Origin of the sequence: Alteribacter keqinensis (genome assembly GCF_003710255.1) — a bacterium.
In the GTDB taxonomy this organism is placed as follows: Bacteria; Bacillota; Bacilli; order Bacillales; family Salisediminibacteriaceae; genus Alteribacter; species Alteribacter keqinensis.
On record NZ_RHIB01000001.1, the window covers coordinates 1,816,381 to 1,839,057 of the forward strand.

The window sequence follows — 22,677 nt, forward strand, 5'->3', positions numbered from 1 at the left end:
TGGGAAAGCATGAAGTAGGAGGGTATTGCATGGCTGATACATTGACCAAAGACCAAAGAAGAAAAAACATGAAAGCAATCAAATCCCAGTCCAAGCTTGAGAATGCCGTATCAAAGGAACTGTGGAATAAAGGGATAAGGTTCAGAAAAAACAGTAGAGGTTTATTTGGAAAACCTGATATTTCCATAAAGAAGTATAAGATTGTTATCTTTATTGATTCATGCTTTTGGCACTGTTGTCCTGTACACGGAAACATGCCGAAATCCAATAAAGATTTCTGGGAAGAGAAACTAAAAAGAAATGTCGAGAGAGATAAAGAAGTCACTACTTACTATAAAGACCGGGGATGGAATATCCTCCGGGTTTGGGAGCATGAAATTAAAAACGATTTTGATGATACGATGAATAGAATATATCAATTTATCTTAAGTTCTCAAGCTCCCACTGGTTGATAGTTACTACTGTTATCTCATTCACCTTTGACCTCATTAAAAAGAGACCCTTTCAGGCCTCTCTAATTCTACTTTACAAATCGATGATTTCCAATATCAGTGACGACTTCCCTGCTTCTCATAAACTCGCTGTTTGAGGTGCTCGGGTTAAAGAAGAACAACGCCTCCGGAACCCCATTTTCTCCTCCGATTGCCCGTTTGGCCGCTTCAATCGGATTTTGATTCGGGATTGCTGTTGCGAAGCTCCCGTTTCCCACTGGAGTAAATTGATTGTCCTGATGAAGCACACTGTGCATAGTATTCGGGAACTGGCTGTCAGCAACGCGGTTTTGTACCACGTTCGCCACCGCCACCTGGCCATCCATTGGCTCTCCTCTTGCTTCCAAATGGACGATTTTAGACAGGTCAATAAGGTCTTGTGTCGGTACTTGAATGCTTTGTCCGACACTCAAATTACCGGGATTCGTAACAGACGGGTTGAACGCACGCAGCATATCCTGCGTCATCCCATTGCTGTATGCAATCCCATAAAATGTGTCCCCTGACTGAACCGTATAGTTTATAACCCCGTTTTCTGTTGGCGAAGGAGAACCTTCTCCATTGTCATTGCCACCTTTCCCTCCAGGAACGTTGATCACCTGACCGACTTGCATGAGGTTGGCATTTGTTATGGAAGGATTTAATTCAAGCAACTGGCTCACTGTCGTGTTAAAACGACTGGCAATTGCAAACAAGGTATCACCCGACTGAACAGTATATGTACCTGACGATGAGGGAGGTCCTTCCTCCCCCGCAGGACTAATGGTCAGCGACTGTCCAGCATAGATGACAGTGCCATTCAGATCATTTAATGTCATCAGCTCGTCCACACTGATATTATGGTTGGTGGCAATCCGCCATAACGTATCTCCCGATTCTACCGTATACGTACTGGAAGCCATTGCATTTCCCGCAAACAACAGGCTCCCCATTACTGTTAAAGCTGTAATTCGTTTTTTCATAGTTTCCTCTCCCTTGTTTGTCAAAAAATCTGTTATGACAAACCTTTTGATGGAAACTGTGGTGAATCCTTCCGAATCCTGTCGGTTTAACACTTTCTTAATCTCTTTGTAACATTTGTTTTGGTTTTTTTTATAAGTTGTATAAAACTAGTTAACTATATTAATTAAACGTTCTAGTTTACGGTAAATACTTTTACTTCAAATCCTTGTATCTTAAAACGTCAATCTACATACTTTTCAACTTTAGGGAAGTTATGGCTCTTTACTTTTTCTCTATCAAAGATTCATTAAAAAACGCCACCGAAGTTCTCTCCGGCAGCGCTTTTTCCTACATTAATCCTCGATCAGTCTCGCAACAGGCTTGCCGCAAGTCTTGCATTTCCCTTCAAGCAGAATCCCATATTGGTCATCTTTCATATCATAATCCACGATGGTGGTTTCGGAACATTTCGAACAAAAGACATTACTCAGAAGTTTTTTCCTAATGTCCTGGGGGATTTTCATCCACTTTTTTGTGCTTTCAGGTCCGTTACAGACATGTAATTCCCTCCTTATGTTTTGGCAGGTTCCCTTGCACCCGCCGGTTCCTCTTTCGGTAAGAGGCTGGTGGCAATCAGCGTTGCCAGGGCTAAAACAAACAGGATGATAAAGACGGCATGGAGTCCTTCCGCAAGAATCGCCGGTGCCACACTCGTTCCATTATTCGTATGCCCGCCGATGAACTGGTTTAAAACCGTTCCGAGTATGGTGATTCCCAATGTCTGTCCGAGTGTTCGTAAAAAGGCATTGGAAGAAGCTGCAGCTCCCCGGTTATCCCAGGATACCGATGACTGGACGATAACTGAAAACATCGTCATGGACAAGCCGAATCCGGTTCCTACAAAGAACATGATCCCGATGAGCGTCCAGTTTGGCGTGGCGCCTGAAATGAACGTAAGCGCAAAGGTGCTTATCGTAATTATAGTTACCCCTGATAACACAATCGGTTTCGCCCCTAAACTACCAAGCAAACGGCTGCTTACAAACGCGGCAAGAGGCCAGCCGAGACTCATGGGAATAAGCGTGAGTCCGGAATAGGTCGCCGGGAGTTCGAGAACGCCCTGCACCCAAAGGGGCAGATAGGCAGTAAGTCCGATCAGGATCGCCCCCATCAGGAGGCCGCAAATGTTTGCTACTAAAAGGTGCCTTATTTTAAACAGCTTGAACGGTACCATCGGCTCTTTTACCTTAAACTGAATTACTATGAAGATAGCCAGAAATGACATGGCTATGGCAATCAGAATAAACATGAGCGGTTCGTTCCAGGCAATTTCGTTTCCGCCTGACAACAGAGCGTAAAGCAGGGCCCCCGCTCCGATAATGAACGTCATTGCCCCACCATAATCGATGGAACGCTTTCGCTTTTCAATTTTTTCATCAAGGTTTCGCCAAATCAGATACATACTCACAAGGCCGAACGGGATGTTGATGTAAAAAATCCAGTGCCACGTAAGAAAGTCGACGAAAAAACCGCCTACAAGAGGACCAAAAATCCCCGCAATGCCCCAGATCGATCCGATAATCGCCTGGGCTTTAGCCCGCTGCTCATAGGAAAACACATCCCCGACGATGGTAAAGGTCATCGGCATAAGAGCCCCGGCCCCGATTCCCTGAACCGCACGGAACAAAATAAGCTGCTCCATCGTCTGGGAGAGTCCGCACAAAGCAGAACCGATCAGAAAGAGTGTGGCTCCTGTTATAAATATCTTCTTCCGGCCAAACAAATCGGCCAGTTTCCCAAAGATCGGGGTCATAACCGCATAGGTTAATAGATAAATGGCAAACACCCAGCTGATCAGGTCGAGACCCCCAAGGTCACTGGTGATGCTCGGCATCGCCGTACTGATCACCGTTACTTCAATCGCCGCCAGAAACGTGGCAATCAAAAGGGCAATCACAATTTTCTTCTGGTATGTATTCATAGCTGATGGATCCTTTCCACGAGACAATAATCTTAATTCAGTATAGCAGATGAACGAGTTGAAAGGTTTTGCTAATAAAAGTAACTTGGTAAAAAATTCATATTATATGTTAGAATATTCCTATATAAACCTCGGAGGTGATCTCGTGTCTATTATTGATTCTATGCTATATAGAGTAATGAACGGGAAACGAACAATAACGAAGCCCATTTTTATGAAAGAGTTCACTAAAGAGAACAATCAACTAACTTCTCTTACCTCTTTAGCAAGTTCACCAGACCATCACTCTGAATGGCTAAATAGAGATATTGCCTTTCTTAAGCAAGGCATTGAAGGAGAAGCAAATGTCTATTATGAACTGAAAAATTCATTTTTGCCTATGATCTGTCTTCATGACATTCGATTGGAACATGCAGATTACATAGCTCAATTTGATTTTATTGTAATCACACGAAAAGAGATTATCGTCTTAGAAACGAAAAAGCTGACAGGTGATATAACGATTACACCAGACGGTGATTTTATTCGTTTGTTTAAAAATAAGTACGGAAAAGTCTATAAAAAAGAAGGAATCTACAGCCCTGTTTCTCAAAATGAACGACATGTAGCTATTTTAAAAGAGGTTCTGATGAGTAAAAAATTAATAGGGAATATGCCTGTTAAATCAGCAGTTATCATGGCAAACGCAAAAACCATTTTGGATAAATCCAAAGCTCCTAAACATGTCAGCAACCAGATCTATAAGTATGATCAGGTAAAGAACCTTATTAAGAAAGAATTAGATAACCCAAGTAACAACCGTGACACCCTAGAGAAGTATTTGTATGAGATTGGTGAGTTTCTACTCGCACACAATAAACCACTTGAAATGGATGCAGCTTCTAAATATGCAATTCGGGAAGTAGCTGCAACTGAAACTCCAGTTGTAAAGACAAGCCACCTTTCACTTGAAGCAAATCTAAAAGAGTACCGGCTTAAAACCGCCCGTAAAGAAGGAATTAAAGCGTATATGGTGTTTAGCAATTCGGAAATGAAAGCATTAATTGAGAACCCTCCTGCTACAAAAGATGAGTTACTAGAGGTAAAAGGGTTTGGTCAGAAGAAAGTTGAAAAATACGGCGAGGGTATTTTAGCAGTTATCAGCAATGATTTCATGTGAGATATCTACTTGAATAGTTACTTCATTTGTATGGATAATTCTAGAGCAAATAACAACCTCGAATGTAAGAATGCGAGGTTGCTTTGTTCACCCATATACAAACCTACACCCGTCGCAGGCGGTGAAGATAAACACCAGAGACAATGCATAAGTAATGAATGTAGGACTATTGATTTAACTATGTAAATGTAAATAAATGAACATTTAAAGGAGGGAAACCGCCCTTTCCCAGCAGCACCTCTTATTCTTGCTTATTGTAAAATGCCAACCTATTCAAATGAAGTTTCAATTCTATTTGAGTCCCAAATGGAATCAAATCTTTTTGTTCAACAATGGGATACCATTACAAATGGCGGAAAAATTAAACAACCTGCTTCACTACGCGAGTGAAACAGGTTCGTCAGATTGGTGAAACAGCTTTTAAGGAATAAGGACAATTTTGCCTTTTTTTCCTGCTTTCTTAAAATATTTCTGTGCTTCTTTCGCTTCCTCTAAAGGATATGTCCTGTCGATGACCGGCTTGATTTTGTGCTCAGAGATCGCACGAAGCATCCGTTTGAATTCTTCACGTGTTCCTAAAACGGATCCGTACATGGTAATATGCTTCAAATAAAGGGTGCGGAAATCGAGTTCCGTTTTCTGTCCTCCGGAAGAGCCGGACGTACAGAATTTACCACCTTTTTTCAAAACGCTCATAGACATAGAAAACAGGGCAGCTCCAACGACATCAAGCACGGTATCGACAGGACCGCCGTTTGCTGATAAAATATCTTCTTCCAAATTCTCGGATTTGTATGACAAGACATGTGTCGCTCCGAGTTCCTTCATTTGGTCCTCCATGCTCAAATCTCCCACAAGAGCGATGACATCCGCACCGAAGACTTTTGATGCGATCTGCACGTTAAGCGATCCCACACCGCCGTTCGCTCCAGTAACAATCACTGTTTCGCCGGGCTTCGGCTGTACTTGTTCAACCATATGCCAGGCGGTCATGCCACTGACCGAAAACACACAGCTTTCCGTGTAGTCGTCAAGCGGCATATCGAAACAAAGCTCAGCCGGCCAAACGACGTATTCGGCATATCCACCATCATATTCAGAACCGATGAAAGACATATCTTCTGCAATGTGTTCCTGTCCTTCTGGTCCACTGGATGTGAACGGAAACAGAACCACGTCTTTGTCAAGCATCCTATCATCAACTTGCGAACCAACCTGTACCACTTTTCCACTAATATCAGAACCTGGAGTACGGGGGAATTGAACACCTTCCGGACGCCATCCGGACTTTCCTCCCTGGCCATAAGCGCCTTCTCTCATCCAGATTTCCGTATTGTTGATCGCACAGGATTTCACCTGAACGAGTACTTCATTTTCTCTCGGATCAGGAGTGGGGATGTCCGTCACCTTCAATTGATCCACATCTCCGTACCCTGTCACTTGAACTGCTTTCATGGCATACCCCCCCTTTCAAATTCGCTTTTCTCGTCTAATATGCGGCGTCAATCATAAGGCTATTCATTGTTCTTATCAAGTCATCAGCTCACTGCATGCATTCAAGCATATTAAACGGAGGAAACACCTCAACCTCCTCACCCTTTTCGGTCGGGTGATACGCAAATTGGACTGCAATTGCAGAGAGAATTTTTGTGCTGATGACCATTGCCCCTACTCTTTTCTTTGAGATGAGAGGGATGACAGACTCACCGAGCACTAATTCTATTTTTGGTCAAATAAGCAACGGTTATTTAATAAATCAGGCTGTCACAGCTATACAGCAAAGTATTCGTGCAGTTGCAGACAGATCAATCTATGAAGCGGACGAGACCATTTGGGATGACCTGCCGACTCAATACACAGTTACCCCGGATTCAGATAAAACAGGAGAATAGGAAATGACTACAACCCTCGGTTCGTTTTTGGACCGAAGGTTGGGCTTATTTTGTTGTTTCCATAAGTCTCTCATTTTCCCAGTGAAAGTTTGAACCGGGCCGATCCACGTGGTAGCATAAAGGAAGCTAAGATTACGATGGAGGCCCTCATGAAATATTCGACGAAGCTGCTTTTAAAATACATTGCCATTTATATCGGGTTATCGGCTCTGGTGTTTCTGCCTCTCAGGCAGGTGTTTACATCTGGTACGGCGCAAATCTTCCTGTTCCTCGTGCAGTTTGCGATTTTATACACCCTTGTTGTGCGGTATTACAGGAACACTAAGCATTTGCATGATGAAAAAGAGAAGTAAACGTAAGGCAGGCATAGAGATCCATTCTCTATGCCTGTTTTTTAGGTCATCGGATGTCGTATTTGTAGAATTTCTTGTCTACCTCTAATACCGGGAAGCGTTCGGGGAGATCTGTCTGTTCAATTTCAGTGAATCCGTTTTTTTCATAGAATCGGTGGGCTGCCAGGAACTGCGGTGTTGTGCCAAGGTAAATGGTGCGGACGTATTTGGACCTGGCCCAGGTTTGTGCCGTTCTCAGTAAAAGGCTCGCCGTGTTCATTGGCTTGCCGCGATAGTCTTTATGTACAAACATTTTTCTTAATGCCACATGTCCTTCTCCTATATCCAGGAGACTGATTGTGCCTGCTACTTTTCCGTTGTGAACGGCAACCCAGAAGTTGCCCGCTCCATTCTGGTAAACATCTTCGATCTTCAACAGATCAGGCTGATCGTCCTTTGTGATTGGAATGCTGTATTCGGTTTGCTGGATGGAGAGAATTAACTCCACCACCTCATCCTGATATTCACTCGAGTATGATTTAATCATTTGTTTGTCTGTGCTCACCTGCTGTCATCTCCTTTGCGGTTCTTTCCATTGTAATTCAACCTTTCAGAATCGGATAGAGTTTTATGGAAAAAGAAGGGTTACGTCCTCTCTTTCACTAATTAGATATGGTGCAGAAAATTTGAATGGGGTGAACAGATGAGATCGTTTTTTGATTATAACTGGCAGGTACGGGATGAGTGGTTTGCCTGGTGCAAACAGCTTTCTGAAGAAGATCTTTTAAAGGAGCGTGTCGGCGGTCCCAAAAGCATATTGTATACACTGTTTCATATCATTGATGTGGAGTACAGCTGGGTGCGGGCCGTGATGGGAAAAGAAGATATTGCTGAGTCATTTGAGGAGTACAGTACGCTGGAAAAACTAAAGGATCTTTCAGATACATACCGTAAAGAAATTCAGGTGTTTTTAAATGTCTGTCCGGATGAGTGGACAAAGAATGATTTGGTTCAAGCTTCGTGGCTGAACGCCGGTTTTACGAAGTTTGAAATCGGTCACCACATTATCGCACACGAAATTCATCATATTGGCCAGCTTTCCGTCTGGTCCCGAGAGCTCGGATTGAAACCGGTGTCGGCAAACGGAATCGGCCGGGGGTTACAGAACATATAAAACTAAGCGCTCCTCCCTGCATGGAAGAGCGCTTTTGTTTTGTTTAAATGAATGTCTCCAATTGTTCGTAAAGCTCGGTTCGTTTCTTTTCAAGCTTTTCCTTTTGATCATAGAGCTTTTGTAATGCCTCAAGACTTTCCTCTTCTATAAGACGGGTTTCAAGCTGGTGAATAGCCGCCTCACATTCTTTGAGCTGTTTTTCAATGGTATCAGAGGATGAGGATGCTGTTTCCTTCCTTTTATCCGGCACAGCTGTTTTCTTCTTCGTTTTCGCAGGTTCTTCACCCTTCTCTTTTCGTTCAGCCAGCTTCTGTTTTGCCCATTCGTAATCGCCGTTAAAGAAATGAAGCTTCCCTTCATCCAGCCAGTATACGGTCGTAAACAGCTTGTTGATAAAATACCGGTCGTGGGAAACAGCAAGAATCGTACCCTCGTAGTCTTCAAGAACGTCTTCCAATACTTCTCTTGAGTCAATGTCCAGGTGGTTGGTCGGTTCATCAAGCAGGAGAAGGTTCACTTCCTGATACATGAGCTGAGCCAGACGCAGACGCATTCTCTCTCCGCCGCTTAAATCACCAAGCTTTTTAAACACGGAAAATCCGTAGAAGAGAAACCTCGCAAGGATATGCCGTGCTTCTCCTTCTGTTACAGGGATTTCATCCCGGAACCCATCAATAACAGTGAGATTTTGCTCGGCATCGGTAAAGACATGCTGGGATAAATAACCGACTTTCACCTGACTTCCGATCTTCACGTTACCAGATTCAGGAACTAGCTCCCCGGAAATCATTTTCAGCAGTGTCGATTTTCCGGAGCCGTTATCCCCGATGAGAACAGCCCGATCCTGATAACGAAGGTGCATCGAAGCACCATCAAAAAGTCGTTTTTCACCGAAACTCTTTTCGACTTCTTTTAAAATAACGGTGTCCGTTCCGCTTCGGCTTGACGCCTTAAGATCGATCGCCATTTTCTTTTTCTCAAGAACAGGTCGGTCGATTTTTTCCATCCGTTCCATTGCCCGCTCCATATTTCTCGCCCGTCTATGCATCGCTTCATTTGGCGGGTTGGCGCGGTTGGCCCACTCTTTCAGCCTCTTAATCGCTTCACGCATTTTCTTCAGCTTCTTCTGCTGTTCTTCGTACCGCTGAAATTCAGCGAGAAGACGCTTTTCCTTTTCCTTGACAAAAGAAGAGTAATTGGAGTAATAAACCGTCAATTCCCCCTCTTCCACGTCAAAAATCTTTTGCACAGTCTCATCAAGGAAATAACGGTCGTGGGAAATCATCACAACGGTTCCTTCGTAATTGTTGAGAAATCGTCCGAGCCACTCAACAGACTTCAAATCAAGGTGGTTTGTCGGTTCGTCCAGCAGGAGTAAATCCGGTTTTTCCAAGAGCAGAACTCCAAGGCAGACCTTTGTTTTTTCACCGCCGCTGAGAGCCTGGAATGATTGACTCATGAGGGAATCCAAGTGCAGACCGTGAGCGACACTATCAAGCTGAGCTTCCATTTCATAGCCGCCGTTTAAAGCAAAAAGCTCCTGCTTTTCCCCGTATTCTGCAGCAAGGTTGTTCAGCCTGGTTTCGTTTGTTTCTGTACTGATTTCGTTTTCAAGTGCCCTCATTTCGCTTTCAAGCCCTGACAAATGACCAAATGCCGTTCTCAGGACGTCAGCACCGGTCATGAGCTCCGGATAGTCTGGAATTTGAGCCAGGCAGCCGATCTTCGTTCCTTTTTTCCAGTGAATGTCACCTTCCGTTGGCTTTTCCTTACCGCTCATGATCTTCATGAGGGTTGTTTTTCCGCTCCCGTTCCGGCCGACAATACCGATGCGGTCACCTTCTGATATATCAAAGCTGATTCCGTTTAAAACGGGATCGCCTGTAAAACTCATTCGTATATTTTTTCCATTGCATGTAATCATAGCAGCCTCCTTAGATTAAAGAAAAAGGACCATGAGCAAGAAGCCTCATGGTCCCAAGCATAAAAATAGAGAGCAAAGAGCTCTCCCCATTTACGCCTTTATTCAGTGGGATAGAGATGTTCTAACTGTTGCTGGTTTTATTGAGCTGTTAAAAAAAGACACACGTGTCCCGTGTTTCACAGCAATATAAAAAACAGCACGAACAATATATAAAAACGATCGTTCACGCTTTTGGCCTGCAATAGTCTGATTCATCTCTACCCACCTCCGTTCTGCTATGTATTCTTAATTATCATACGAGATCCAGCATAAGTTGTCAAACCAGTCTGATAATTCAGCTGATTTTTTTATTTTTGGGTCGCGAAAAATTATTTAGGTATTTGTAGAAAACTGTGGTATGCTTTACTTAACCATTTTATTACCTGCACCATAGTGTCTTCTGACTGTTTGCTGAATGTTCGGGTCCCTCCTTCTAGGGTCCGGCATATGGCAGGCAGTTTTTTATTTTATCGACCACTAACATGAATATATCGGCCATTCGCCAAAAAACGCTCCCCCCTTCTCCCCTCTAACTGAACCTCCACAAAACTTCAGCATAAAAAAAGAACCCTCAATGAGGGTTCTCTTTGGTCAATTATGCTTTGTTTACGTTAACAGCTTGAGGTCCGCGTTGACCTTGCTCTGTTTCGAAAGTAACACTTTGACCTTCTTCAAGAGTTTTGAATCCTTCGCCTTGGATAGCTGAGAAGTGAACGAATACATCGTCTCCACCTTCAACTTCGATGAAACCAAAACCTTTTTCTGCGTTAAACCATTTTACTGTACCTTCTTGCATGTGTGTAGCCTCCTGTGTGGATTTTCTTTGATCCACGATTTATTACTATTGATGTTCATGTAGCTATCAAAGGCGAAGAGTTCAAAACTTTTCTGTCCTATGTAACTGAACAAAAATAATTCTTCTTTAGAATAACAGATGAAATCGGGAAAAGCAAATTATAGCGCAATTTCTTTTGAAATAAACCTTTATGCCTACTTAAAAAAGGCAGAAATAAAGGGATTACCGGAAGAATGAGTGATGTTATTGAAAGAAAAAACACCTTCATCCGCGGAATCATAACATCCTCAATCTAAAAAAGTGCGAATCCAAAAGGTTTCGCACTTTTTCCATACCAATTACTTACTGAACTTTTTAAACACAAGGGTAGCGTTGTGGCCGCCGAACCCGAGCGAGTTGCTCAGGACAGCGCTCACGTCCTGTCTGCGGGCTTCGTTAGGTACGTAATCGAGATCGCAGTCCTCATCCGGTGTTTCAAGGTTCATCGTTGGCGGGATGATCCCTTCCTCGATCGCTTTAACCGAGAAGATCGCTTCAATGGCACCAGCAGCACCGAGCAGGTGTCCGGTCATGGACTTTGTTGAGCTGATCGCCAGGTTACGGGCGTGATCGCCGAAAACGGTCTTCACGGCAATCGTCTCGTACTTATCGTTATACTCTGTGCTTGTCCCGTGCGCGTTCATGTAGGTGATGTCCTCAGGCTTAAGACCAGCGTCCTCAATCGCCTGACGCATGGCACGGACGCCCCCTTCTCCCTCTGGTGCCGGAGCAGTCAGGTGATACGCGTCACCAGTGGCGCCGTATCCTACGATTTCAGCGTAAATACGGGCGCCGCGCTTCTCGGCACTTTCAAGAGATTCAAGAATGAGAATTCCCGCACCTTCACCCATCACAAAGCCGTCACGGTTTTTATCAAACGGGCGGCTCGCTGTTTTCGGATCCGGGTTCCGTGACATGGCCTGGGCACTCGTAAAGCCGGCGAATGACATTTCTGTAAGCGGCGCTTCTGCCCCGCCCGTAATCATCACATCAGCGTCTCCACGCTCGATTACTTTAAACGCGTCACCGATGGAGTTTGCACCGGAGGCACACGCCGTTACCGTACAGGAGTTAATGCCTTTTGCCCCAAGCTGAATGGAAACTTGTCCACTGGCCATATCAGGAATGAGCATTGGGACAAAAAACGGGCTTACTCGGCGATGTCCGCGCTTCTCATAAAGACGGAACTGCTTTTCGTACGTTTCCATTCCCCCGATACCCGAGCCGATCCAGACGCCGACACGGTCCGCATTGGACTCATCGATCGTCAAGTCGGCGTCTTTGACCGCCATATGTGCACCAGCTACAGCAAATTGCGTAAAGCGGTCCATTTTACGGGCATCTTTTTTATCCATAAAGCTGCCTGGGTCGAAGTCTTTGGCTTCACCTGCTACCTTTGTTGGAAAATTCGCTTCTTCATACCGGTTAAAAACATCAATTCCCGATTCACCGTTAATGAGCTTTGTCCATGTTTGTGCCAGATCATTTGCTAGAGGGTTAACGGTACCCATACCCGTTACCACGACTCTGTTCTTTTTCATGATAAAAGACTCCTTTCTCTGTGCCTGTTTTATGCTGTTTATTTACCCCATCGGATGGCCATAGAACCCCATACGAGGCCGGCGCCGAATCCGACTAAAACGACGATATCATCGTCTTTTATTTTACCATTATCAATGTCATGCATTAAAGATAGAGGAATAGATGCGGATGACGTGTTGCCGTAGCGGTCAACCGTCTTACTCATTTTCTCGATTGGAAGGTCAAGACGCTGACGGGAAGCTTCCATGATCCGGATGTTTGCCTGGTGAGGTACGAGGAAATCACAGTCGTCTTTAGTGAGTCCTGCTTTCTCCAGGGCGTTAATCGATGATTCACCCATTTGGCGAACAGCAAACTTAAATACTTCACGGCCGTTCATCATCAGATATTTTTCCTGTTTAATATGCGGCCAGCCACTGCCGTCGGAACCAAGTTCAAAAGAGAGAATCCCTCTATCCCCAGATGCCGGTGCTACAACTGCAGCTCCTGCACCGTCTCCGAAAAGAACGGCTGTGTTCCGGTCCTGCCAGTCGACGATTTTGGAGAGCTTCTCAACGCCTACCACCAGTACTTTTTCATAGGCACCGTTTTCAACGAACTGTTTCGCGGTAGCCAGTCCATACATAAACCCTGCGCAGGCAGCGCCGACATCCATTGCGGCTGCTTTTTTTGCCCCGAGCCGGTCCTGGATCATGGCTGAAACAGACGGAAAACGGTACTCCCCTGTTACGGTTGCTACGATAATCAGTTCAATATCTTCTGCTGCCACATCGGCTTTTTTTAATGCATCAACAGCTGAGAAATACGCCATATCAGACGTGTCCACATCATCTGAAGCGATGCGGCGCTCTTTAATCCCCGTGCGGGTTTGAATCCACTCATCTGACGTGTCTACCTTTTTCTCCAGTTCCTCATTGGTTACAACATGTTCCGGAACGTAGGAGCCTATACTCCAAATTCCTGCTCTCATCTCTATTCTCCTCCCTCTACGCGGGAAAAAAACATGAGCATGCCAAAGGTGGCGCCATGTTTTTTTGCAACCGGTGGTCTGTCCTTGGTGTTTCCACAATTTATACTTAATATTATGACCTAGTACTAAAAGAAATGCAATGATTTTAGGACAGTCCCCCATACCGTTTAGAAGCTGGATCATAGAATGACAGTGAGAATGTTTTTTCAAAGGAAGGTGATATCATGGCTCAGGAGGAACAGGAACGACCGGGACGGAACTTTTTTGATGACTTGATGTTTGGGGCCCGGCCTGAAGAAGAGGAACAGCCGGAAAACGAAGAAGTATCTGAGGAAACTGAGATGTCCGAAGCTCAGATGGAGCAGACGATGGCACAGATTGCGGCAATCATGGATACAGCAGAAAAACTAAAGCCCTACGCAAAACATCTGGCGCCGATTTGGGACGCGATCAAAAAGGTTGCCATCACCAAACCAAAGGACGATTGACTCATCCATCCCTTATCCCCCTGGAGAACCGCACTGCGGATCTCCTTACATAAAAAAACTCCGCCGGAAGCGGAGTTTTTCTTATTGGTAGGTGCTTCCGTAAAAGCTTCCCTGACCCGGGCCGTAACTCTGCCCGCCGAACTGATTGCCAAATTGCGGACCAAAGCTCGGGCCGAATTGGTTACCAAACTGCGGGCCGTAACTCGGGCCAAACTGCGGACCAAAGCCTGGACCGAACTGCGGGCCAAACCCCGGCTGGCAATAAGGCGGAACACAGCCTGGAGGGTACGGTGGTCTGTTCCAAGGTCCCAGTGCACCAACCAGCCCACCTAATGCAAGTCCTCCAAGAAACGGAATAAACGGGAAGTAACGCTCGTCATGACCAGGTCCCGGACCCGGTCCCGGCCGAGGTCCCCCTCTGTAGCCTCCCCCACGGTAATACGCAGGATATATCGTCATAAATGTAAGCCTCCTTAACCATTCGCCAGTACGCCCTCAAACGCGTCTGCTCCCTACCATCATATGAGGACAATACCCAAACGCGCCTGTCCCCCCAGCCTAGTTGTCACCCAGACAACAGCACCGACACGGGTCTGTCGCCGCACAATTTTGTGTGAGTGGGATTAGGGGGAAATAGGAAAACCCGGAACCTGATTGGGGTTCCGGGTTTATTATTATCAACCTGATGCAGATGCATTAGGCAGAAGTTCTGAAGTTACCATAATGGTTCGAACCCGTCGTTCATCGGACTCGTGTACTTTCAAATTCAGGTTTTCGTAGGTCAACTCATCTCCTTTATCAGGAATCCGCTGGAATTCCTCAGACAGCCAGCCTCCCAGTGTGTGATAAATCGTATCCGGGAGCTCCACTCCTGTGAACCGTGCAAAGTCATCCAACGGATAGTCGGCATGAAAAAGGTAGGTTGATGCATCCATCTGTTTAAACAGCTTTACATCATCGTCATGTTCATCGTAAATTTCCCCAACGAGCTCCTCGAGTATATCCTCAAGTGTAATGAGCCCGCTCGTCCCCCCGTATTCGTCGATTACGATGGCCATATGAATTTTTTCCTTTTGCAGCTGGGGCAGCAGAGCATGAATCTTCATCGATTCCACTACAAAGATCGGTTCCCGGACCAGCGCTCTTATATCAACTTCACCCCGAATGTAGGAGGTAAAGAAATCCCTCTCAGATAAAACACCAATGATGTTATCAATGTTCCCTTCATAAATCGGGATTCTGGAAAAACGTTCCCTGAAGAAAGTCTCTTTAATCACTTCGATATCCTCGGTCACATTTAACGCCGTCATATTCGTTCTCGGCTTAAACACTTCGGCTACAATAATGTCATTAAAATCAAACGAACGGTGAACCAGTTCTCGCTCATTCTCATCAATGACTCCTTCTTCTTCACTGATTTCCACCATCATTTTCAATTCTTCTTCCGTCACCGACGGGTGGGTGTCATTCTTTTCAATGAGTGAAGAAACACCTTTCTTTAACTGAAGAAACAACCAGTTGACCGGGTAAATAACCCTGATTAAAAGAAGCAGTACCCCTGAAATCTTTGAACTGAACGCCTCCGCATACTCTTTTGCAAAGGATTTCGGCAGGATCTCCCCAAAAATCAACACCAAAATGGTCACAACAAACGTACTGATAAACACGCCCAGACTCGGACCGAAAATCTGTACCGCCAACTGGGCAGAAATCGTCGCAGCAGCGATGTTTACAAGATTGTTTCCGACCAGGATGGTAGACAGGGCCTGGTCAAAGTGTTCGGTAATATAAAGAGCCTTTCCGGCCCCTTTATTACCATCGTCCTTCATCGTTTTTAACCGGATCCGGTTGGCACTTGAAAATGCCGTCTCTGCTGATGAGAAAAAAGCAGACAATAACAGCAGTAAAACTAAAAATAAAATTAGCAGCAGGGGAACATCTCCCAACGCCATCACTCTCCCTTTCGTTTAATTATATACTTTTCTGCGGAATGTCAATACAATATTTTCATTATTCCGACCACTCCTCTTTCCTAGTACCGGGCGGTTTGTGAATTGGTTCGCGAACCGCCTGGCAGCTGTACTAATCAGAATGTCGAGAATCCTGTGCGTTCCTGCAGGATATAGAGCATGTGCTTCAACCGGGAGCTGTCTTTGTATTTTTCCGAGTCGGCAGTAAAGTCTCCATCCTCATTCGACCAAAGCCGGTCAAAGTAAGCGGACACTTCTTTCATCAAAGGCGTGTCCGGCTTTCCAGACACTTTAAGATCGGTTTCGAGGTTAAAATCATCAATGTTCCGACGTGTAAAATTTGCAGCGCCACCGATGAGTGTGGTTCTTTCAGATGAATCAAACTTGAATAATTTTGTATGATACTGCTCTCCAGCGGGTGTATTATACCAGCGCACTTTTATTTTTCCCGAAGAACGCTCTTCCAGTTCATGGGCCACCACCTGGTTTGGAATGCCGGGTTTGGTTTTACCGAAAGCATGAATGTTCGGATCAAGAATAATCCGTATGTCAGTGCCACGTTCGGACGCATCAACGAGTGCGTGAATGAGCTCCCTGTCCGACAGGTAAAAGGCTGCGACAGTAATCGCGGATTCCGGTCCTGACGATGCGATCTCCTTCAGGAGGTGTTTTTCAATTTTACCCTCCGTAAGAACTTGAACTTCATACTTTCCTGTGGCATCGGACGATTTTGCAGCAAAGGTGTCTAGCATCTGGGCATCAAACCCGGACTCTTCCGCTGTTCTTTTTTCTGTATAAAGAAGGTCGTTAATGACGCTGCCTTTGACCACCAAGGCAAAGTTTGAATTGTAGGCGCCACGACCTTGAAAGTTCAGAGAAGTTACAAAGGCTTCTTTTTCGGTGAATATCAATTTGCGGTGGTTGCCTTTTAAATTCAGAGCCTTCAGATAAGATCGGGCGGTCACATCCGGGAGTTCGGCACTCATTACGTTCGGGATCCAACCCTGGTCCCCCGTGCCGAACCACTGGGCAAACGTTCGCCACATGCCGGAGTATGCAGGTGCAGGATCCCGCAGCTTCGTGTTATCAAAATAAACTGTATGTATGCCATGCTCCCTGAGCTTTTTAATGTGGGGAGATTCGTGGGAACTGTATGACCGGTTGATTTCATCGGTGATAAAAAGAATGTTAAGATTCTCACACTCGGTCTTTCTTTCAAGGAGAGCGTTTGTTACTTTTTTGGCCAGGGATGGGTAGTTTTGCGCCGGTTCTTCGTGGTCGTTAAATAAAAACATATCGATGACGATGAATTGTTCAGCTTCTTTAATCGATAAAAGCATCCGGTTGACAATCTCCTGATTGATGATGGTTTCTCCGTTTTTTTCGTAGGTGAGATCCTGTAGGAATTCAACTTCGGAAGTGCGGTGAACCGGTCCTTCATAGGAGAATCCTTCAGGGAGAGGCTTTGTATGTCCGTAGATGGAAACGGGCACGACGATGGCTGAAAATATAATAATAATTGCTGCGATGAGGCGTTTGACGTTCATGGTTTGGTCCCCTCCTTTTGCTTATATTATGAGGCAATTGGGAGGGTGTCATTCGGCTCGGAGGACAGAGAGTACGGGATTCGCCATTCTGGACCCAGCGGATTTATTTCCAAACGGATTAACTCTATTCGAAAACAGAGTTTATTCTGCCGAAAACTGTTATAGGAGGAGTCAACGCTTATTTACCTCTTGATTACAGGGAGATTCTACCGAAAATACGATTAATTCTGGTGAAAACAAATCTAATTCTGCCGAAAACAGAATTAATTCTTCTCTAATTTGAATTAATTCTGCCAAACACTTTTACAGCTCCCCTGCAGCGAAAAAAAAGATGCAAAGTACAAAAAAACCAGAAGAAGCAACCTCCCCGGTCACTCTCCTGGCATCGAATCTATTCCCCTGCCTGCTCCGCAAGGCTTTTCATCAGTTCTTCAAACGTTTCATCCACACGTTTTTTAAGCTTCGCTTCTTCTTCGTTTTTCGGCTCGCATTGCTGTAGCTCCTCATAGGTAGCAAGGAAGTCCTCCACGCTCTGGGTACCGATCTGGGCCATGGACAAGTGGACTAAAAACGTCACATTCGGCTTGTCTTCCTGGTGCAGAAGAGGCTTGAGTGGTTCGAGAAGTTCCTTTGCTTCCTGAAAGTCTTTCCGGTGAACCGCCTTATATCCGTTCACAACCCGGTCCGCCATTGATTTTAATGCTTTATTTGCTTCTGTCATTGAAAATCCTCTCCTTCACGTTTTCGTCTCCTAATCGTAAAGAAAGTCACAGCCGGATGCAAGTAAACCGGCCGTTCGGCAGCACATCCGAAAACTCCTTCCCAAAACCCCCATATACACAATTGTTCGGGGGACAGACCCCCACCACTGTGCAGTGAAAAAGCGGCCGCACAATGCGGCCGCTTTTTGTCAAATAGATAAATACGGTGTATTAAAGTGGTCCCATTTTTCTCTTTTCCCGTTCAGCATCCTAAACAGGAGGGCAATCTGCCCGCGGTGATAGCTTTCGTGATCGATGAGGTGGTAAAGAACCCATTCAGGCGAGCACAAGGTATCTTTTCCATTCAGGTTTACCTGGAGCGAGGCACGCTTGAACTCCATGTCGCTCATGGTCATGTAGTGTTCCCGGGTCATTTTTCTAACTTCACCGAGTCGGGCAAGAAACCACGACTTCTCCAGACCCGTTGGTGCTTCGATTTCCTGCTTTTCGATAAAGTGAAACCGTTCTTTTTCCTCTGCGGAAAGCTCGCTTTGCTGAAGCCCGATACGGTTCCACCAAAGTTCAACCTGAGCTAAGTGAAGCAGGTACCCGGCTGGTGTAGGCAGCTCCTGAGAGTGAAAATACAGATCAGAGTCGTCCACCTGGTCAATCATTTCCAACAGTTTCTCCCGCGTTTCAATGAGCCCGTTTAGTAAATACAAAGAATCCCGGGTCGGACCTTGTGATAATGTTTTCTTTTCCATGATTTTCACCTCTGTTTTATAGTTAATAGAATCAAGCGATCAAGGGTCGATGCAGCCGCTCTTCCCCCGCTATAGAAAAAAGCAGATGCATCCACATCCGCTTTTTTCTCTTACTCTTTATCTTCTACCTCGAAAGGCAGTTTTCCTGTCTCTGTGTAAATTTCAACGTATTCAGTCAGCCAGTCCTTCACGTCACGGGGCACATCTGCGGAAAATTCACCCATGGCGATGACCCCTTCCATGAAATCGTAATACCGGTTTCCGCTTTCCAGGTCGCCGGTGTTAAACTGCGAGGCGACAGTCTCATAGAGGGTGTCCACACGCTGAACGGTGCTTGTGAGAACCGTTGACTCCCCAAGATCGAGCTGATCGGCAATGTAGCCGATCGCATAGGCATCGTCTGCTTTAACCTGTTCGATCACCGCCACATGATAGCCGTCCCCCGCCGGGTAGTACACATCAACGTTGTCTGCACGCATCGTTTCATAAATATCCAATGCTCCCTCCACATCGATCCAGCTTTCTACAAAACCCACGTGAACGTCCACATCGGATCGTTCGAATCTGGCACCGTCTTCAAATCCTTCCACCTCCGGCTGCCAGTCAAAGGCGCCAATCACACCAACTGCGTTTGTTTCTGACATCCGGCTGGCGAGCATTCCAGCAAAAAAACCCATGGAATAGCCCTGGAAATGTAGGCTGGTCACATTTTCACCTGCCACTTCCCCGTTGAAACTCACGAAATGAATATCCGGATAATCATCCTTCAGCTCCATAAAAGCATCGGCGTAAATGTTGCCGTGACCGAAGATCAAGTTGACGCCTCCTGCGTCAAACTCTTTTACTGCATTATGTATTGCTTCTTTACTCCGAATGTTCTCTTCGTACAGGACATCCACTTCCATAGACGAATGAATAGCAAGGATTCCCTGATACCCTTTTGAATTCCACCCTTGGTCATCCATTGTATAGGGCAGGAGAAGTCCCGCTTTGTGCAGCCCGCCATTTTCAGCTGAAATTACACAGCCACTCAGAAAAACGGATAATAAAAGGATAAAAAGCACTGGCAGTCGGTTCATCTGTTTGTTCACTCCTCTGATCACTCAAGCACCACACGCCTTGCATGCTATATGATATAGGTATAAATAACTAATATCTATATAAAAGTTCGACAGCACGGTTCCCCTTTCCTTTTACCTATATTACAAATTTCTTACATTCTATTAACGTTTCGGTGAAAAGCCCATTCAAAAATTCCCCCGAGAACGAGAGCAATAACAGCGGCAAGTCCCTGTCCAAGCCCTAGAGGCCCGGTTAAAACAAAAAAACAGACCAGTGCCACACCGGCAAAAATTGCGATTCCTGTTAATAACTGTTTCAACTTATTTCGACTCCTTTGTAACCCTTGTCCTATTTTGGAAAAGAGAGGATGACGTCATCCTCAATATCATCGCAAAACTCCTCCGCTATCGCAAGCCATTATTTTACAGTCCCTCTTTTTCATTGAAGAGACGCTCCATCCACTCAATCTGAAGCTTCACACCCTCTGCCGGGGTAATACCCTCAACGGTAACCACCGTCACGCCTTCCCCAACCGTTCGTTCTGCTGCAGTGACATTCAAGAGCTTCCCTGCCCCCTTGAGATGCTCGAACGTATCCAGGACGGTGGTGAGACCGGTCTTCCATGTTTCAGATCCCGGGCTCGAAAGAAGAATCGGTCCATCCTCCGCATTCTCCATTTTCTCGAACACATCAGACGCAGCATCTCCTGCGTATAAAAGATCCACCGCTTCTTTTTCCGCAGCAAGGGTCAGGCGGGAAAACTCTGCGTCTTTACCTTCCAAAGCGGTACGGATCAGACTTGAATAGACCATCGTTTCAGGCTGAAACGGGCCGTAAAGGGCTGGCAGGCGGATGTCGCCGTCCTTATCTGCGGAGGTCACGCGGATCCCGTCACATCTCGCCTCCCGTTCGTAGGCGTTCACAATGACCTGGTTTTCGTCTTGTTCATCAGGCTCTGATCTGAGGGTAAAAAGACTGTTTCGTGCAAACAGGTCTCTCATTATTTCCTGTTCCTCATTAAGGTCTTTGTTGTCCACAGCGGTGACTTCAATACCGCGGTTCATGGCTTCCTCGCACAGATGGTAGCCGAAAAAATCAAGGGCGTTCACAATGGTCACTCGTTTCATGGGAATGCTCCTTTTTTAAAGTGTTGTTGAAATAACTTTTAGTTAGAGCCACTGCTTCACATCACTTCTTGAAAACACGAGTATTCTGTTATCCACCTCCACAATAGTGACTTTCATTAAAAATAACTGAATTCGCTATTCTGTCATTTTAATAAGGAGCCATAACCTTTCATTGAAAATTAGCTTCTTTTGAGATATCAGAGGATAAAGGTAATAAAAAGACCTTTGCCTATTTTCGAGCGTCATGTTGGAAATAAATTAGTGTCTAATTTCATACAAAGTGTTGCTTTAGCTGAAAAATGTAATGACTCCGAAGTGCCTGAGACTCCTGTGGCAGGTGGAGCTAGGGAAGTCCCGCAGGGCATAGCCCGAGGAGGCTTGCCAGCACCGCCACGGAAAGCGAATGGTACGTAGTGTTCATCTGCATTTCTGTCCTTTATAGGAGGTGCAAATAACACTTTATTAAAAGAATAATCACAGGGCTGGCAACAAACGATAGTAAAAAACACGGAGGAGCGAATGTGATGACGCTACATACAGGCAGTCTTTACTGGCCCACAACCCATAAGCACACGGCTGTTTACCCGAAGCTCACGGGAGATGCGGAGTGCGATGTGCTCATTATCGGGGGCGGGGAGGCCGGGGCACTGATGGCCTACACCCTCTCAGAGCACCGGGTGAGTACGATTCTTGTGGAAAAAAACACGATTGCAGGCGGCTCGGCGTCTGCCAACACCGGGCTGATTCAATTCTCCAATGATAAGATGCTAACGGATCTGGCGAAAAAGATCGGTGAAAAAGCAGCGGTTCAATTTTACAAACGCTGCCTCAAAGCCACCGACGACCTCGAAGTGATTACGAAGCGCCTTACTTACAAATCGGACTATAAACGGAGGAAGAGTCTTTTCTACGCAAGCAGTAAAGGTGATGAAAAGAAGCTCAGGAAAGAATATGACATGCTGAAAAAGCATGGTTTCCCCGTAAGCCTTCTCGAGCCTCATGAGATCCGTTCTCTTTTCCCGTTCGAAAAAGAAATAGCAATTATATCGGACCTGGACGCAGAACTGAACCCATATAAACTAGCCGTGTCACTGGTTCAGGAAGCGAGCAGAAACGGAGTCCAGGTTTATGAAAACACCGAAGTGCTCGGTCACGAGTTTTCTGACGGAGGCGGCCGCTTCAGGACAACTAAGGGAACAATCCGGGCAAAAAAAGTCGTCTACGCTACCGGTTACGAAACGGCTGAATTCACAACGATTAAAAAGGCGGTTTTAAACCGGAGCTACGCCATTACTACACACCCTGTAAAGGATTTAAACATGTGGTACGACCGGGCGCTCATCTGGGAAACAGCGCAGCCTTATCTTTATATGCGTACCACGCCCGACAACAGGATCATCGCAGGGGGCCTGGATGTTTCAGCCTCCGAACCTGAGTCCGATCCGGATAAAGTGAAGGGCAAAGGATGGGAACTGCTTTCCCTGGTACAGGAACATTTCCCGATCCGGGACCTTGCCGTGGCCCATGAGTGGAGTGCCACATTCGGTGAATCAAAGGATGGCCTCCCCTTTATAGGCCGGCATCCGAAGCACGAAAACGTCTATTTTCTCCTCGGTTACGGGGGGAACGGCACGGTTTACTGCACGATAGGCGCCGAAATCATTAAGGATTTGATTTTATACGGGTACAGTCACGACGCCCCCCTTGTGGCCCTGGACCGGTAAACAGGCCTGTCAG

23 protein-coding genes and 1 pseudogene are annotated in these 22,677 nt (G+C 45.7%); 7 read left to right on the forward strand and 17 right to left on the reverse strand.

Features of this window, described 5'->3' with window-relative positions:
- Positions 1–29: 29 nt before the first annotated feature.
- Positions 30–452, forward strand: a complete 423-nt coding sequence (locus EBO34_RS08895; RefSeq protein ID WP_122897541.1) for a very short patch repair endonuclease — start codon at positions 30–32, stop codon at positions 450–452.
- A 68-nt stretch (positions 453–520) separates the two neighbouring features.
- Here the strand turns inward: EBO34_RS08895 and EBO34_RS08900 are convergent, their stop codons facing one another.
- On the reverse strand, positions 521–1,453 hold the full coding sequence (locus EBO34_RS08900) for a LysM peptidoglycan-binding domain-containing protein (RefSeq protein WP_142996779.1): 933 nt from the start codon (positions 1,451–1,453) through the stop codon (positions 521–523).
- A gap of 551 nt (positions 1,454–2,004) precedes the next feature.
- Positions 2,005–3,414 carry an MDR family MFS transporter gene (locus EBO34_RS08905; RefSeq protein ID WP_122897543.1) on the reverse strand — a complete coding sequence of 470 codons (1,410 nt, stop codon included), beginning with the start codon at positions 3,412–3,414 and terminating at the stop codon, positions 2,005–2,007.
- A gap of 145 nt (positions 3,415–3,559) precedes the next feature.
- Between EBO34_RS08905 and EBO34_RS08910 the strand changes: the two genes are divergently transcribed.
- The gene (locus tag EBO34_RS08910) at positions 3,560–4,573 is read left to right on the forward strand and encodes an NERD domain-containing protein (RefSeq protein ID WP_183163778.1); all 1,014 of its coding nucleotides are present in this window, start codon (positions 3,560–3,562) and stop codon (positions 4,571–4,573) included.
- Between the two features lie 420 nt (positions 4,574–4,993).
- Here the strand turns inward: EBO34_RS08910 and EBO34_RS08915 are convergent, their stop codons facing one another.
- Positions 4,994–6,028, reverse strand: coding sequence for a zinc-binding dehydrogenase (locus EBO34_RS08915; protein WP_122897545.1), 1,035 nt, complete (start codon positions 6,026–6,028; stop codon positions 4,994–4,996).
- A gap of 194 nt (positions 6,029–6,222) precedes the next feature.
- On the opposite strand from EBO34_RS08915, the gene EBO34_RS20465 reads away from it, so the two are divergent.
- Both EBO34_RS20465 and EBO34_RS08920 read left to right on the forward strand, forming a co-directional pair.
- Positions 6,223–6,465, forward strand: a complete 243-nt coding sequence (locus EBO34_RS20465; protein ID WP_142996780.1) for a hypothetical protein — start codon at positions 6,223–6,225, stop codon at positions 6,463–6,465.
- A gap of 149 nt (positions 6,466–6,614) precedes the next feature.
- Positions 6,615–6,818 (forward strand): hypothetical protein, encoded by a 204-nt coding sequence (locus EBO34_RS08920; protein ID WP_142996781.1) that lies wholly within the window; start codon positions 6,615–6,617, stop codon positions 6,816–6,818.
- Positions 6,819–6,864: 46 nt separating this feature from the next.
- On the opposite strand, the gene EBO34_RS08925 is transcribed toward EBO34_RS08920, so the two are convergent.
- Positions 6,865–7,344 carry a GNAT family N-acetyltransferase gene (locus tag EBO34_RS08925; RefSeq protein ID WP_122898644.1) on the reverse strand — a complete coding sequence of 160 codons (480 nt, stop codon included), beginning with the start codon at positions 7,342–7,344 and terminating at the stop codon, positions 6,865–6,867.
- Positions 7,345–7,500: 156 nt separating this feature from the next.
- Between EBO34_RS08925 and EBO34_RS08930 the strand changes: the two genes are divergently transcribed.
- Positions 7,501–7,971 carry a DinB family protein gene (locus EBO34_RS08930; protein ID WP_122897547.1) on the forward strand — a complete coding sequence of 157 codons (471 nt, stop codon included), beginning with the start codon at positions 7,501–7,503 and terminating at the stop codon, positions 7,969–7,971.
- Positions 7,972–8,014: 43 nt separating this feature from the next.
- Here the strand turns inward: EBO34_RS08930 and abc-f are convergent, their stop codons facing one another.
- The 5 genes from abc-f to EBO34_RS08950 form a co-directional block, all read right to left on the reverse strand.
- A complete protein-coding gene (abc-f, locus tag EBO34_RS08935; RefSeq protein WP_122897548.1) occupies positions 8,015–9,895 on the reverse strand; it encodes a ribosomal protection-like ABC-F family protein in 1,881 nt (626 codons plus the stop codon).
- Positions 9,896–9,997: 102 nt separating this feature from the next.
- Positions 9,998–10,150 carry an RAxF-45 family protein gene (locus EBO34_RS21210; protein WP_419466039.1) on the reverse strand — a complete coding sequence of 51 codons (153 nt, stop codon included), beginning with the start codon at positions 10,148–10,150 and terminating at the stop codon, positions 9,998–10,000.
- Between the two features lie 379 nt (positions 10,151–10,529).
- Complete coding sequence (locus EBO34_RS08940; RefSeq protein ID WP_026690263.1) at positions 10,530–10,730, reverse strand: cold-shock protein; 201 nt, start codon at positions 10,728–10,730, stop codon at positions 10,530–10,532.
- Between the two features lie 338 nt (positions 10,731–11,068).
- Positions 11,069–12,310: a beta-ketoacyl-ACP synthase II gene (fabF, locus tag EBO34_RS08945; RefSeq protein ID WP_122897549.1), complete on the reverse strand. Its 1,242-nt coding sequence runs from the start codon at positions 12,308–12,310 to the stop codon at positions 11,069–11,071.
- Positions 12,311–12,348: 38 nt separating this feature from the next.
- Positions 12,349–13,281 (reverse strand): beta-ketoacyl-ACP synthase III, encoded by a 933-nt coding sequence (locus tag EBO34_RS08950; RefSeq protein ID WP_122897550.1) that lies wholly within the window; start codon positions 13,279–13,281, stop codon positions 12,349–12,351.
- Between the two features lie 224 nt (positions 13,282–13,505).
- Here EBO34_RS08950 and EBO34_RS08955 point away from each other — a divergent pair, with 224 nt between their 5' ends.
- Complete coding sequence (locus tag EBO34_RS08955) at positions 13,506–13,769, forward strand: hypothetical protein (protein ID WP_122897551.1); 264 nt, start codon at positions 13,506–13,508, stop codon at positions 13,767–13,769.
- 198 nt (positions 13,770–13,967) lie between these two features.
- Here EBO34_RS08955 and EBO34_RS21215 read toward each other — a convergent pair.
- From EBO34_RS21215 to EBO34_RS08990, 8 genes and pseudogenes are all read right to left on the reverse strand, one after another.
- Positions 13,968–14,159, reverse strand: a pseudogene (locus EBO34_RS21215) (penicillin-binding protein); the annotation flags it as partial.
- A 287-nt stretch (positions 14,160–14,446) separates the two neighbouring features.
- Positions 14,447–15,715 (reverse strand): hemolysin family protein, encoded by a 1,269-nt coding sequence (locus EBO34_RS08965; RefSeq protein ID WP_122897552.1) that lies wholly within the window; start codon positions 15,713–15,715, stop codon positions 14,447–14,449.
- Positions 15,716–15,855: 140 nt separating this feature from the next.
- The gene (locus tag EBO34_RS08970; protein ID WP_122897553.1) at positions 15,856–17,286 is read right to left on the reverse strand and encodes a phospholipase D-like domain-containing protein; all 1,431 of its coding nucleotides are present in this window, start codon (positions 17,284–17,286) and stop codon (positions 15,856–15,858) included.
- A 391-nt stretch (positions 17,287–17,677) separates the two neighbouring features.
- A complete protein-coding gene (locus tag EBO34_RS08975) occupies positions 17,678–18,007 on the reverse strand; it encodes a hypothetical protein (protein WP_122897554.1) in 330 nt (109 codons plus the stop codon).
- 189 nt (positions 18,008–18,196) lie between these two features.
- Positions 18,197–18,751: a DinB family protein gene (locus EBO34_RS08980; RefSeq protein ID WP_122897555.1), complete on the reverse strand. Its 555-nt coding sequence runs from the start codon at positions 18,749–18,751 to the stop codon at positions 18,197–18,199.
- Between the two features lie 110 nt (positions 18,752–18,861).
- Entirely contained in the window at positions 18,862–19,830 is a 969-nt protein-coding gene (locus EBO34_RS08985; protein WP_122897556.1) for a BMP family ABC transporter substrate-binding protein, read from the reverse strand.
- A 134-nt stretch (positions 19,831–19,964) separates the two neighbouring features.
- Complete coding sequence (locus tag EBO34_RS20650; RefSeq protein ID WP_183163780.1) at positions 19,965–20,132, reverse strand: hypothetical protein; 168 nt, start codon at positions 20,130–20,132, stop codon at positions 19,965–19,967.
- 103 nt (positions 20,133–20,235) lie between these two features.
- Positions 20,236–20,940 carry a hypothetical protein gene (locus EBO34_RS08990; RefSeq protein WP_122897557.1) on the reverse strand — a complete coding sequence of 235 codons (705 nt, stop codon included), beginning with the start codon at positions 20,938–20,940 and terminating at the stop codon, positions 20,236–20,238.
- Positions 20,941–21,464: 524 nt separating this feature from the next.
- On the opposite strand from EBO34_RS08990, the gene EBO34_RS08995 reads away from it, so the two are divergent.
- A complete protein-coding gene (locus EBO34_RS08995; protein WP_122897558.1) occupies positions 21,465–22,664 on the forward strand; it encodes an NAD(P)/FAD-dependent oxidoreductase in 1,200 nt (399 codons plus the stop codon).
- The last annotated feature ends 13 nt before the right edge of the window (positions 22,665–22,677 follow it).